At 66.2% G+C, this 13,213-nt stretch carries 12 protein-coding genes; 4 read left to right on the top strand and 8 right to left on the bottom strand.

The window, feature by feature from the left end:
- Positions 1-12: 12 nt before the first annotated feature.
- From paaC to paaE, 3 genes are all read left to right on the top strand, one after another.
- Positions 13-789 carry a 1,2-phenylacetyl-CoA epoxidase subunit PaaC gene (gene paaC / locus QX094_RS23765; RefSeq protein ID WP_315715770.1) on the top strand — a complete coding sequence of 259 codons (777 nt, stop codon included), beginning with the start codon at positions 13-15 and terminating at the stop codon, positions 787-789.
- Positions 783-1,286, top strand: a complete 504-nt coding sequence (gene paaD / locus QX094_RS23770) for a 1,2-phenylacetyl-CoA epoxidase subunit PaaD (protein WP_315715771.1) — start codon at positions 783-785, stop codon at positions 1,284-1,286. The genes paaC and paaD overlap by 7 nt, the downstream gene beginning before the upstream one ends.
- Positions 1,287-1,425: 139 nt before the next feature.
- Positions 1,426-2,505, top strand: coding sequence for a 1,2-phenylacetyl-CoA epoxidase subunit PaaE (paaE, locus tag QX094_RS23775; protein ID WP_315715772.1), 1,080 nt, complete (start codon positions 1,426-1,428; stop codon positions 2,503-2,505).
- Between the two features lie 138 nt (positions 2,506-2,643).
- On the opposite strand, the gene paaK is transcribed toward paaE, so the two are convergent.
- Together paaK and paaI are read right to left on the bottom strand one after the other, a co-directional pair.
- The gene (gene paaK, locus QX094_RS23780) at positions 2,644-3,972 is read right to left on the bottom strand and encodes a phenylacetate--CoA ligase PaaK (RefSeq protein ID WP_315715773.1); all 1,329 of its coding nucleotides are present in this window, start codon (positions 3,970-3,972) and stop codon (positions 2,644-2,646) included.
- Positions 3,973-4,015: 43 nt separating this feature from the next.
- Positions 4,016-4,465, bottom strand: coding sequence for a hydroxyphenylacetyl-CoA thioesterase PaaI (gene paaI / locus QX094_RS23785; protein WP_315715775.1), 450 nt, complete (start codon positions 4,463-4,465; stop codon positions 4,016-4,018).
- Positions 4,466-4,697: 232 nt separating this feature from the next.
- Here paaI and QX094_RS23790 point away from each other — a divergent pair, with 232 nt between their 5' ends.
- The gene (locus tag QX094_RS23790; RefSeq protein WP_315715828.1) at positions 4,698-5,744 is read left to right on the top strand and encodes a YeeE/YedE family protein; all 1,047 of its coding nucleotides are present in this window, start codon (positions 4,698-4,700) and stop codon (positions 5,742-5,744) included.
- Positions 5,745-5,936: 192 nt separating this feature from the next.
- Here the strand turns inward: QX094_RS23790 and QX094_RS23795 are convergent, their stop codons facing one another.
- The 6 genes from QX094_RS23795 to QX094_RS23820 form a co-directional block, all read right to left on the bottom strand.
- Positions 5,937-7,154 carry a bifunctional alpha/beta hydrolase/OsmC family protein gene (locus QX094_RS23795; RefSeq protein WP_315715776.1) on the bottom strand — a complete coding sequence of 406 codons (1,218 nt, stop codon included), beginning with the start codon at positions 7,152-7,154 and terminating at the stop codon, positions 5,937-5,939.
- An 855-nt stretch (positions 7,155-8,009) separates the two neighbouring features.
- Positions 8,010-8,375: a hypothetical protein gene (locus QX094_RS23800; RefSeq protein ID WP_315754677.1), complete on the bottom strand. Its 366-nt coding sequence runs from the start codon at positions 8,373-8,375 to the stop codon at positions 8,010-8,012.
- Positions 8,376-8,568: 193 nt separating this feature from the next.
- Positions 8,569-9,231, bottom strand: coding sequence for a sulfite oxidase-like oxidoreductase (locus QX094_RS23805; RefSeq protein ID WP_316185158.1), 663 nt, complete (start codon positions 9,229-9,231; stop codon positions 8,569-8,571).
- A gap of 41 nt (positions 9,232-9,272) precedes the next feature.
- Entirely contained in the window at positions 9,273-10,595 is a 1,323-nt protein-coding gene (locus QX094_RS23810) for an MFS transporter (protein WP_315754675.1), read from the bottom strand.
- 225 nt (positions 10,596-10,820) lie between these two features.
- Positions 10,821-12,245 (bottom strand): amidase, encoded by a 1,425-nt coding sequence (locus QX094_RS23815; protein ID WP_316170587.1) that lies wholly within the window; start codon positions 12,243-12,245, stop codon positions 10,821-10,823.
- A 79-nt stretch (positions 12,246-12,324) separates the two neighbouring features.
- Complete coding sequence (locus QX094_RS23820; protein WP_316185160.1) at positions 12,325-13,101, bottom strand: SDR family oxidoreductase; 777 nt, start codon at positions 13,099-13,101, stop codon at positions 12,325-12,327.
- Positions 13,102-13,213 lie beyond the last annotated feature (112 nt).

Genomic DNA, 13,213 nt, shown 5'->3' on the forward strand with positions numbered 1-13,213 from the left:
CGGATCACAACCATGACCGCTCCCTCGATCACCGTCTGCGAAACGCCGCTGGTGCTCTACACCTTGCGCCGCGCCGATGATGCGCTGATCCTCGGCCATCGCCTCTCCGAATGGTGCGGCCATGCGCCTGTTCTCGAAGAGGACATGGCGCTGTCCAACATGGCGCTCGATCTGATCGGTCAGGCGCGCGAGCTCTACGGCTACGCCGCCAAGGTCGAGGGTCGCGACAATGACGAGGACAAGCTCGCTTATCTCCGGGATGTCAGGCAGTATCGCAACCTGCTGCTGGTCGAGCGTCCAAATGGCGACTTCGCGCACACGATGGTGCGGCAGCTGTTCTACGCGGCGTTCGCCGATCTGTATTGGCGCGGCATGATGGGCTCGACCGATGCGACCCTGGCGGCGATCGCGGCCAAGTCGGAGAAGGAATGCGCCTATCATTTGCGCCACGCCAGCGAATGGGTGATCCGGCTCGGTGACGGCACCGACGAAAGCCACGCCCGCGCGCAAGCCGCGATCGATGACCTCTGGCCCTATACCGGCGAGATGTTCAGCGTCGACGAGAGTGAGCGCGGTCTGATCGACGCGGGTATCGCGATCGATCCGACGATGCTGCTGCCGGAATGGCTGTCGAGCGTGTCGCATGTCGCGCGCGAGGCGACCCTGATGCTGCCGGAGAACGAGTGGATGCAGCAGGGCGGCCGCGACGGCCGGCACAGCGAGCATCTCGGCCATCTCCTCTGCGAGCTGCAATACATGCAGCGCAGCTTTCCCGGTGCGACATGGTAGTTGCGGATTTCAGCCCGGCCGAGCTGCGCCAGCGCGCCTGGGACGCCGCGGCATCGGTGGTCGATCCGGAAATTCCGGTGCTGACGATCGACGATCTCGGCGTCCTGCGCGAGGTCGAGGTCGTCGGCGACCGCGTCGAGGTCGCGATCACGCCGACCTATTCGGGCTGTCCGGCGATGAACATGATCGCGCTGGAGATCGAGCTGGCGCTCGAGCGCGCCGGCTTCCGTGAGACCCACGTTCGCACAGTGCTGTCGCCGGCCTGGACCACGGACTGGATGAGCGAGGCGGGGCGGCGCAAGCTGCGGGAGTACGGCATCGCGCCGCCGCAGCCGTCGAGCGGGCGCCGCGCTCTGTTCGGCGTGGCCGAGGTCGCGTGTCCGCAATGCGGATCCGTCGATACCGAGCAACTCGCCGAGTTCGGCTCGACCTCGTGCAAGGCGCTGTGGCGCTGCAGATCGTGCCGCGAGCCGTTCGATTATTTCAAGTGCCACTGATGCAGCAGCCGTCATCGCGAGCGCAGCGACTTTGTCCGCCGAAGCCCGAAGGGCGTAGGCGGAAGCGATCCAGAGTCCCGCGCGCGGTCCTGGATTGCTTCGTCGCTTCGCTCCTCGCAATGACGGGAGGATGAACCCGATGTCGACCACGCCACGCTTCCACCGTCTCGCTATCCGTGACCTGCGCCGCGAGGCGCCCGATGCCGTGTCGCTGACCTTTGCGATTCCGAACGAGCTGGCGGCGGACTATCAGTTCGCGCCGGGGCAATATCTCACGTTGAAGACCACGCTCGGCGGCGAGGAGGTGCGGCGCTCCTATTCGATCTGCTCCGGCCCCGATGATGACGAGATCCGCATCGCGGTGAAGCGCGTCGATGGCGGCGCGTTCTCCAGCTTCGTCACTGACGAACTGAAGCGCGGCGACGAGATCGACGTGATGACGCCGACCGGCCGCTTCGGTGTCGCGCTGCAGCCTGAGGCGGCCCGCATCCATGTCGGCTTCGCGGCCGGCTCCGGAATCACGCCGATCCTCTCGATCGTGAAGGCCGTGCTGGCGCGGGAGCCGCACAGCCGCTTCTTCCTGTTCTACGGTAACCGCACCACCGCAGGCATGCTGTTCCGCGAAGAGCTCGAGGAGCTTAAGGATCGCTTCCTCGACCGCTTCTCGCTGTTCCACGTCATCTCCGGCGAGGAGCAGGATCTGCCGATCCTGCACGGCCGGCTCGATGGCGAGAAGGTGCGCGTGCTGCTGCGCTCGCTGGTGCCGGCCGAGACCGTCGATCACGTCTTCATCTGCGGTCCCATCGGGATGAGCGAGGATATCGAGGCCGCCTGCCGCGCGCTCGGGATCTCCGACGACCGCGTCCATGTCGAGCGCTTCGTCTCCGGCGCCGGCGGCAAGCCGCGGACCAAGATTGTCGTTCCGGACTCGGCGCCGCCGAAGGCCATCGCCGCCCTGATCATCGACGGCAAGCGCCGCGAGGTTCCGGTCGCCGACGGCGAAGCCATCCTCGACGCCGCGCTGCGTGCCGGTGTCGACTTGCCCTTCGCCTGCAAGGGCGGCATGTGCTCCACCTGCCGCGCCAAGCTGGTCGAGGGCAAGGCCGAGATGGAGCTGAACTACTCGCTCGAGCCTTGGGAGCTGAAAGCGGGGTTCGTGCTGACGTGCCAGGCCAGGCCGGTGACGGAGCGGGTGGTGGTGGACTACGATCATATGTGAGGAACTACGCTCGCCGTCATTGCGAGGAGCGAAGCGACCAAGCAATCCAGAATCTTCGCGCTGCCCTGGATTGCTTCGCTTCGCTCGCAAGGACGAGCCGCGACCATTTGCCGAACCTCACACTCGCGACACCAACAATTACCCCACCGGCCGCTTGTCCTTGATCCGTTTCGCCTTGCCGGCCGAGCGCTCCAGCGTGTCGGGCGGGACGACTTTCACCTTTGCCGTGAGGCCAATGGTGTTCTTGATGTGGATGGAGATGCGCTCGGCGTGCGCGCCGAGGCCGCTCTCGTCCCAATGCTCGGGGCGCGACTCCGCGTAGATGGTCAGCTCGTCCATGCGGCCCTCGCGCGTCAGCTCCAGCATGAAATGGCCGCCGCACCACTCGGTCGACAGCAGGATCTCCTCGATCTGTGACGGGAACAGGTTGACGCCGCGCAGGATGATCATGTCGTCGGAGCGGCCCGTGACCTTCTCCATCCGTCGCATTCCCGGCCGCGCGGTGCCCGGCAGCAGCCGCGTCAGATCGCGGGTGCGATAGCGGATGACGGGAAAGGCCTCCTTGGTCAACGAGGTGAACACCAGTTCGCCCATCTCGCCGTCGGGCAGCACCTTGCCGGTGTCGGGATCGACGATCTCCGGATAGAAATGATCCTCCCAGATGTGCAGCCCGTCCTTGGTCTCCAGGCATTCCTGCGCCACACCAGGGCCGATCACCTCGGACAGGCCGTAGATGTCGGTGGCGTCCATCGCGAACGCATCCTCGATCTCGGCGCGCATCGCATTGGTCCACGGCTCGGCGCCGAAGATGCCGATCCTGAGCGAGCTCTGCCGCGGATCGAGGCCCTGACGCTTGAACTCGTCGAGGATTGCCAGCATGTAGCTTGGCGTCACGGTGATGATGTCAGGGCGGAAATCATTGATCAGCTGCACCTGCCGCTCGGTCATGCCGCCGGAGATGGGCACCACCGTGCAGCCGAGCTGCTCGGCGCCGTAATGGACGCCGAGGCCGCCGGTGAACAGGCCATAGCCGTAGGCGTTGTGGATGATCATGCCGCTCCTGCCGCCGGCGGCGCGGATCGAGCGGGCCATCACGGCCGACCAGGTCGCGATGTCGTTCCTGGTATAGCCGACCACGATCGGCTTGCCGGTCGTGCCCGAGGAGGCGTGTACCCTTACCAGTTGCTCGCGCGGCACGGCGAACATGTTGAACGGGTAATTGTCGCGCAGGTCGGTCTTCACCGTGAACGGAAACTTGGCGAGGTCGGCGAGCTCGCGGAAGTCGGAGGGATGCACCCCCGCCTTGTCGAAGGCGCGGCGGTAATGGGCGACGTTGTCGTAGGCGTGCTTCAGCGACCAGGCGAGCCGGCTCGTCTGCAGCGCCATGATCTCGTCGCGCGAGGCTCGCTCGGCTGCGTCCATCTCGGGAACGTAGCTGCCGGTCGATTGAAGCTTGGTCGATGTCATGGTCAGGTCCTCCGGCAGGGGCGCGGGGCGATAGGGAAGCGGATCAGCTCGCGGCGGCCGGGACCAGCGTGCCGCCGATGCTGCGGGAATGGCCGCGGAATTCGGCGATCACCGTGTCGCCTGCCGTAACGCGGACATCATAGATGCCTGAGCGCCCGCTGCGGGATACCTCGTGCGCGCGAGCAAGCAGAACGTCGCCGAGCTTGCCGGGGCGGATGAAGCTGATGCTGCCCTGTGCGGCCACGGTGCGGTCGTTGTGCGAGTTGCAGGCAAAGGCGAAGGCGGAATCGGCCAGCGTGAAGATGAAGCCGCCATGGGCGATGCCGTGGCCGTTGACCATGTGCGGCTGCACCGTCATCTGCAGCGCGGCGCGTCCGGGGCCGATCTCGACGATGTGCATGCCGAGCCCCTGGCTGGCGCGGTCATCCTGCCACATCGCGTCGGCGCAGGCGCGGGCGAGAGCGTCGGCGGAAAGTGTCGCCACGCCGCTCACCGTGCGGCCTCCATGCATGCGCAATGCGTCGGCCACCCCTGAGGATGCGCTTCTGAAATCACGGCGTTCTCTCCCGTCGATGCTTGTTGGAACAAGCATTCTCATCTAGTTAGGTGCGACATCGTGGCAAATATTCTGCGCGCGTCAAGCGAAAGCGCTGCCTGCGCAACGCGCGTGTTGTCTGCAACCGGAAGGATTCCCGAACGTGCCCGAAGCCGCCAATCTGGCCATGATGGCCGGTCTCGTGATCGGCCTGGTCTATGGCGTGGTGGGGCTGCTCAGCGGCTTCTGCATGATGAGCAGCCTGCGCGGCTGGTGGGCCGACGGCGACCGCCGGCTGGTGCGAACTTACGCCCTGGCGATGGGCATCGCCATCATCGCCACACAGCTGCTCGCGGCCAACGGCGCCGTCGATCTCGGCAAGTCGATCTATCTGCAGCCGACGTTCTCGGTGCCACTGATGCTCTTGGGCGGTGTTCTGTTCGGCTACGGCATGGTGCTCGCCAACGGTTGCGGTTCGCGCGCGCTGGTGCTGCTCGGCCGCGGCAATCTGCGCTCCTTCGTCGTCGTGACCGTGCTCGCGATCGCGGCGGAGATGACGTTGAAGGGCCTGATCGCGCCGCTGCGCATCGCGCTGATGCAGGGCTCGCAGACCACGGCGACCGCGACGTCGCTGCCGGCTGTGCTGTCGGTCGGTGGCCTGCATGGTGCAGCGGCGCGGCTGCTGCCGGCCCTCGGGCTCGGCGGCGCGCTGATCGTCTTCGCCCTTGCGCATGCGCCATTCCGGCGCGCGCCCGGCCAGATGCTCGCCGGCCTCGTCGTCGGCCTGCTGATCGCGGCCGGCTGGTTCGCGACCGGCACTCTCGGCGCGGACGATTTCAACCCCGTGCCGGTCGCGTCCCTGACCTTCGTCGCGCCGATCGCCGATGCCCTGCAATACATCATGCTGTCGACCGGCTCGACCGCCAATTTCGGCATCGCCACCGTGGCCGGGGTGCTCGCCGGCAGCCTCGTCACCGCGGTGGCGACGCGGCGCTTCAAGCTCGAAGGCTTCCACTCTCCGCATCACATGCTGCGCTCGGTTGGCGGCGCCGCGCTGATGGGCATCGGCGGCGTGATGGCGCTGGGCTGCTCGGTCGGGCAGGGCCTGACAGGGCTGTCGACCCTGGCGCTGCCGTCCTTCGTCGCCGTCGCGGGAATCTTCATCGGCACGGCGGCCGGCCTGCGCGGAGCGTTGCGCGTCAGGCCGCTGAAGAGCGAGCCGCAGGCCGCGCGTTAGTCTCATTGTGTCACGACCACCGTCGTTCCGGGGCAATCGTCGGTGCGAAGTCGCGAAGCGGCTGTGCGTCGGCGATTGAGCCCGGAATCTCGACATTGCCGGAAATGGACGCAGGACAATCTCGGGATTCCGGGTTCAAGGCCTCGCGGCCTTGCCCCGGAATGACGGTGGTTGTGACTCAGCCGAATGAGCTCACTCCGTCGCGCGCGTGACGATACGGATCTCCGACGTCAGCGTCCGGTGCACCGGGCATTTGTCGGCGATCTCCATCAGCTTCCTGCGCTGCTCCTGATCGAGCGCGCCGTCCAGGTGGATCTCGCGGTCGAGCTGATCGATCAGCCCGACCTTGGTCTCGCACTCCGCGCAGTCCTCCGCATGGATCTTGCTGTGGCGCAAGGTGACCGTGATGCGGTCGAGCGGCAGGAATTTGCGGTCGGCATAGAGCCGCATCGTCATCGAGGTGCAGGCGCCGAGCGCCGCGAGCAGGAGGTCGTAGGGGCCCGGGCCGGTGTCCTGGCCGCCGACCGAGAGCGGCTCGTCGGCGGTGAGATGATGCGGGCCGAGCGCGATGGCCTGCTGCAGCTTGCTCGACCGGGTCTCGCGCACGACCACGTCGCGCGGACCATCCGCGGGCGCCGGCTCGGCGGCCGCCGGCGCGACGTAACGGCCGGCCCAGCTCGCGATCACCTCGGCGATGTAGGCTGCGTCCTCCTTCCTGCTGATGAGATGATCAGCGTGATCGAGCGAGATGAAGCTCTTCGGATGCCTGGCGGCGACGAAGATCTTCGTCGCGTTGTCGATGCCGACGGTGTCGTCGACAGGCGAGTGCATCACCAGCAGCGCCTTGTGCAGATGCTTGACCCTGTCGAGCAGGCGCTGCTCGACGACGTCGTCGAGGAACGAGCTGCTGATGCGGAACGGACGGCCCGCGAGCGAGACCTCGGCCGAGCCGTCGCGGCGGATCGCCTCGAGGCTGTCCTTGAATAGCGCGGTGACGTGGCCCGGGTCGGAGGGCGCCGCGATCGTCACCACGGCTTTCGCATCGGGAATGTCGCCGGCGGCGGCCAGCACGGCGGCTCCGCCGAGGCTGTGGCCGATCAGGATCGCCGGCGGCTGTCGGGTCTCGCGCAGATGATTGGCGGCGCGGACGAGGTCGGCGACGTTGGAGGAGAACGTCGTGTTGGCGAAGTCGCCTTCGCTGGAGCCCAGGCCGGTGAAGTCGAACCGCAGCACGGCGATGCCATGGGCCGTCAGCGCCATGGCAATGCGCCGCGCCGCATGCGTGTCCTTGCCGCAGGAGAAGCAATGCGCGAACAGCGCATAGGCCCGCGGCGCGCCATCAGGCAGATCGAGCGCCGCGGAGAGCTTGTCGCCGCCTGCGCCTTCAAACTGGAAACGTTCGGTCGGCATGATGTGGTCTCCATCCGTTGCGTCTTCACCGCCGTGCGAGGCGATGACACGGCATCGTTCCCCGTTGTCATACAACAGATCTGGCCATACGCGCAGACATGGTGGCATACCCTCGCGGCCTGCACGGCCCGAGCTCCGCGGATCTTCCACCCTCTTGAAACAAGAGGGCGCAGGGAAGGTCGGGAGCCTGCCGCCCCCATGGCCCGCCTGCGGAAAAAATGCAGGCGGCAGAACCACAGGTACGGCTGAGGACATCCCGGCCTTCCCTGCGCAATGGTTGGAACGGCTTATACGTGCTCTCTCCGGGGAACGGCTTTCTTGCCCCCGTCATCGCGATGCGCGTCATCCGCACCACGACTTGACGCCAGCACCGCGGCGCCGAGACCACACGATTTCACCGTGCGCACCGGATCGTTCGTCCGCACGGAAGACCATGCTGCGACCCGTCGCGCCCACCGCATCCCGCGCTCCACGTCCGTGACGATCGCGATACGCCCCTCTGCAACGAGGCGGGATGGCGAGGAATAAATCACGATTTTCAGAAAAACGCAAGGGGAGATTATTTAGGGGGCGAGGCTGGACGTGGGACCACATGATTGACGCCAACACCTTCCGGTCAGACCGAGGGCTGTCGCATTTGACGAACGGAGTTTTGTGCCGCCTGTCTCCAGGTCGTCATGGCCGGGCTTGTCCCGGCCATCCACGCCGTTCGGCATGCTGGGAACGACGTGGATGCCCGGGACGAGCCCGGGCATGACGGAGTAACTGGTGTGATGGTTCGTTACGACGTAGGTCAATATGCGATTGGACTGCGGTCGGCCCGGACCAGCGATCGATCTCACGACCAGGCGCCGATCAGTCTCGCGGAGGCAGGAGCTCGATCTCCTGTTCGCCATGCCGGATCGCGGTCGGCAGGTCCTGCGAGACGAGATCGGTAATCCATCGGACGAGCGCCGGCAGCGCTTCGTCCTTCGCTTGCCGGCGGAGTGGGGGTAAATCCCGCTCGTGCGCGGTGCCGACCTTGATGTTGAGACGCTCGTAAGGAATGTCGCCGTCCGGCGGCCGATATCGTGCATCGAACAGACGCCTGCCGTGGCTGCGAACGAGGTGGATGCGAATGCCGCCGAGATCTCTTGCGGTCAGTGCGGCGAGGATGACGCTCGGCTTGAGAAGGTACCCATAGCCTTTGGGGATCTTGCCGGTTTCTGAGGTGAACTCCATGCTGAATCTCTGGCACGTTCGGATATCGCGGTGACCGCGCTTCGGGTCGGAAGCGATAGCATGCAGTCCGTAGGGTGGGCAAAGCGAAGCGTGCCCACCAATCTTTTCTCATCGGCGGGGCGATGGTGGGCACGACGCGTTCCGCGTCTTTGCCCACCCTACGGCTCCGCGGGCGTGTCGATACGCGAGCCCGTCAGTCCGAATAGCGCTGTTCGGCCCATGGATCGCCGCGGTTGTGATAGCCTCGCACCTCCCAATAGCCGGGTCTGTCGGCCTCGAGAAACTCGATCGCCTTGAGCCATTTCGCGCTCTTCCAGAAATACAGATGCGGCACGACGACGCGCACCGGGCCGCCATGCTCTCCAGTCAACGGCGCGCCGGACCAGCTATGCGCGAGCAACGCATCCTCGGCGGCGAAGTCTTCGAGCATCAGGTTCGTCGTGTAGCCGTCATAGGAATGCAGCACGACGAATTCAGCGCTGTCACACGGCCGGCAGGCGGCGAGCAGGTCACGTGTGGCGAGCCCTTCCCATTGATTGTCGTAGCGCGACCAGGTCGTGACGCAGTGGATGTCGGAGACGAACTGGCGCTGCTCCTGGGCGAGGAAGGCGCGCATGTCCCAGAACAGCGGGGTCTCGACGGCGCCATAGACATCGAGTCGCCAGCGCTCTGACGTGACCGACGGTGTCAGGCCGAGGTCGAGCACCGGCCAGTCGCGGGTCAGATGCTGCCCCGGCGGCAGGCGCTGGTCCTCCGGCCTGATGATGCGGCCGGTCAGGAATTTGCCCTCGCGCGCCCAGCGTTCCTTGCTGCGGGTCAGCTTGCTCTCGGGCGGCAGGCTGGACTTGTCGGCCATCTCGACACCTCGTCAATTCGTGCGGGCTCTTTCGTGCGGGCTCATTCGTGCCGGTGCATCGCGGACGCATGCTTGGTGTCGCGCATGGTCGCATAGATCAGCAGCGACAGGAAGATCACGCCGGTGAGATAATAATAGAACCACGTCTCGTGCCCTATGCTCTTGAAGTAGAGGGCGATCGCCGGCGCGGTGCCGCCGAACAGCGATACGGTGATCGCATAGGGCAGGCCGACACCGAGCGCGCGGACATTGGTCGGAAACAGCTCGGCCTTCACCACCGCATTGATCGAGGTGTAGCCCGCCGTGAAGATCCAGGCGCCGCAGATCAGCAGGAAGGCTGTGAACGGCTCCTTGGTGCCCTTCAGTACCGTCAGGATCGGGATCGTCGACAAGGTGCCGGCGACGCCGAAGAAGATCAGCAGCGGCTTGCGACCGATGCGGTCGGAGATGGCGCCATACAGCGGCTGCAGCACGCAGGCGAACAGCAGCGAGCCGAAGATCACCATCGTGGTCTGGTCCTCGGTGAGGCCGACCGAGAGCTTCACGAAGGTCTGCATGTAGGTGGTGAAGGTGTAGAACGCGGCGGTGCCGCCCGCGGTCAGGCCGACCACCAGCAGCAGCTCCCGCGGATATTTGAACAGGGCGGTGATCGAGCCGGAAGGGCCTACGGTCTTCTTGGCCTCCACGAAGGCTTCGGTCTCGTGCAGGTTCCGCCGCATCACCGCGACGAAGATTGCGAGGCCGGCACCGATCGCGAACGGAATGCGCCAGCCCCAGGCTCGCAATTCTTCCGGGGTCAGGAACACCTTCTGCAACAGCAAAAGCACGATGATCGCGGTGAGCTGCCCGCCGATCAGGGTGACATATTGGAAGCTCGAATAGAAGCCGCGATGCTTGGCGTCGGCGACCTCGGAGAGATAGGTGGCGCTGGCGCCATATTCGCCGCCGAGGCTGAGGCCTTCGATCACGCGGGCGAGCGCCAGGATGATCGGCGCGGCGATGCCGATGGTGGCATAGGTCGGTGTCACCGCGATGATCAGCGAGCCGAAGCACATGCAGAGCACCGAGACGGTCAGCGACAGCCGCCGGCCATGGTGATCGGCGAGATAGCCGAACAGCCAGCCGCCGAGCGGGCGCATCAGGAACGTCGCGGCGAACACGACAGCGGCGTTGAGCTGCTCGACCACCGGGTCCTTCGACGGAAAGAAGGCCGGCGCGAAGTACAGCGCGAACGCCGTATAGGCATAGAAATCGTACCACTCGACCAGGTTGCCGGCCGAGCCGATCAGGATCGCCTTGATGCGCCGCTCGACGTCGGTGAATGTGGTAGTGTCCGCGGCAGGCGGCAGCGCCTGGTCTGTCATATCCGGTCTCCGGCAAGCATGATTTGCGGCCCTTCTACGGCAGCCGCCCGGATTGCCAACAGCCGATAACGGACATGGGTCCCATGTTCAGAGCATGGAACTCGGCGGATGGCGGCCTTGAAAAAAAGGCCCGTTCGTCGGCCATCGCGCCACGAAAGCAAGTCCCGATCCTCATGGTGAGGAGCGCCGCAAGGCGCCTCTCGAACCATGAGGCCGCCGACCAAACTAGCCCTTCGGCGCGCGCGGATCGATCGGGGTCGAGCTGGCCACGCCAAGAACATCTTCCAGCAACTTGGCGCCGGCGAGCAGCTCGGCGTCGGCGCGCGGCGCCGCGATCATTTGCAGGCCGATCGGCAGGCCCGTTTCCGTGAAGCCGCAGGGCAGCGACAGGGCTGGGCAGCAGGCCAGCGTGATCGCATAGACGATGCCGAGCCATTGCACGTAGTTGTCGAACTTCTGCCCGGCGCATTCGGCGACGTAGCGGTTCTCGACCGGGAAGGGGGGCACGATGGTCGCCGGCGCCAGCAGCAGATCATACGTCTCGAAGAACTTCACCGCGCGCGCGGTGATCGCGATGCGCTGCGCCTCGGCGCGCGCGATCTGGGCGACCGTGAGCTTCAGCCCTTCCTCGATGTTCCAGATCACCTCGGGCTTGAGCAGGTCGCGCTTGGTGCGCAGCAGCTCCGCCTTGCTCATCGCGAAGTCGAGCGCGCGCAGCACGTGGAAGCATTCATGCGCCTCGCTGAAATCGGGATGCGCCTCCTCGACGATCACGCCGAGCTCGGCGAAGCGCTGCGCCGCCTTGCGGGTGACGGCAGCGACTTCGGGATCGACGGGCGTGATGCCGAGATCGGGCGAGTAGGCGACGCGGACCGGCTTCTGGCCGGAGCGCGCGGCGGCCAGGAACGACGTCGCAGGCGAGGGCAGCGAGATCGGATCCGCGACGTGCTCGCCGCTCATCGCGTCCAAGAGCAGCGCGAGGTCCGCGACGTTGCGGGCCATCGGGCCCTGGACGGCGAGATTGCGGTCGATGGTCACCGCCGGCGTATTCGCGACGCGGCCGAAGCTCGGGCGCAGGCCGACGATGCCGCAGAAGCTGGCGGGATTGCGCAGCGAGCCGCCCATGTCCGAGCCGTGCGCCAACCAGGCCATGCCGGTGGCGAGCGCCACCGCGGCGCCGCCGGAGGAGCCGGCCGCCGAGCGGGACGTGTCCCAGGGATTGCGCGTCGCGCCGAACACCTCGTTGAAGGTGTTGGCGCCGGCGCCGAACTCCGGCGTGTTCGACTTGGCGTAGATCACGCCGCCATTGGCTTCGAGATGCTCGACCATGAGATCGGAGCGTTCCGGAATCCGGTCCTTGAAGATCGGCGAGCCCTGGGTGGTGAGCACGCCGGCGACGTCGGTGAGATCCTTGATCGGCACGGGCAGCCCGGCCAGCACGCCGCGCTCGGCAGCCGGCTTCTGCATCAGCGCCTTGGCGTGATCGCGCGCGCGATCGAAGCACAGCGTCGGCAGCGCATTGACCTTGCCGTCGACGGCTGCGATGCGCGCTTCCAGCGCGTCGAGGCAATCCAGCGGCGTGACCTTGCCGGACTTCAACTTGTCGACGACGGCGCAGGCGCTCTCGCGGATCAATCCCTGGTCGGCCAAAGCTTAGTTCTCCTGATGGCAAGCGTCCCGGCGCTTCGCTGTAGATCACGTTTCGGCTGAGGTGGAAAGGTCGCGGCGATCAACCCCACCCTGCGCTGATGCCGCCATCGACGGTATAGATCACGCCGGAGGTGTAGCCGGCACGGTCCGAGGCCAGGAACGCCATCAGGTCGGCGATCTCGCTGACATGCGCGGGGCGGCCGAGCGGCAGGGTCTTCTGGAACTCCGTGTAGCGGCTCTCGTCGCCGAACAGGTCGCGGGCCCGCGTCTTCAACAGGGTGACGTGACGATCGGTGCCGACCGGCCCGGGATTGATGCCGACGACGCGGATGTTGTCGGCGAGGCTCTTGGAGCCGAGCGCGCGGGTGAAGGCCATCAACGCCGCATTGCCGGCGCTGCCGCAGATGTAGTTGGCGTCGAACTTCTCGCCGGCCGCGCCGATGTCGTTGATGATCACGCCGCCGCCGCGCGCCTTCATCTGGGCATAGACCAGCCGGGTCAGGTTGATGAAGCCGAACACCTTGAGGTCCCAGGCATGCCGCCAGGCCGCCTCGTCGATCTTGTCGATCGCGCCCCCCGGAATATCGCCGGCATTGTTGACGAGAATGTCGATGTCGGACGCCTCCTGCGCCAGCCGCGCGACGTCTTCGGATTTCCGCAGGTCCACCACATGCGCGGCTGCATCGATCTGGTGCTTCGATCGGAGCTGCTCGACCAGGGCGGAAAGGCGATCGCCGCTGCGCGCAGCGAGCCGGACGTGGCAGCCTTCCTCGGCAAAGGCTTCGGCCGCCCCGGCGCCGATTCCCTTGGACGCGCCGGTGATGAGAACGCGCTTGCCGCGCAGATGAAGGTCCATGGAGGTGCTCGCTGAGGGGAGGGAGACCGGATTGTCGGGCGCGTCAGCCATGCGGTCAATCTTGCACCGCAGCGTTGCGCTGGGCCGTCGTTTGGTCCATTCAGGCGTCGAC

The sequence above is a fragment of the Bradyrhizobium sp. SZCCHNS1050 genome, assembly GCF_032484785.1.
Taxonomy (GTDB): Bacteria; Pseudomonadota; Alphaproteobacteria; order Rhizobiales; family Xanthobacteraceae; genus Bradyrhizobium.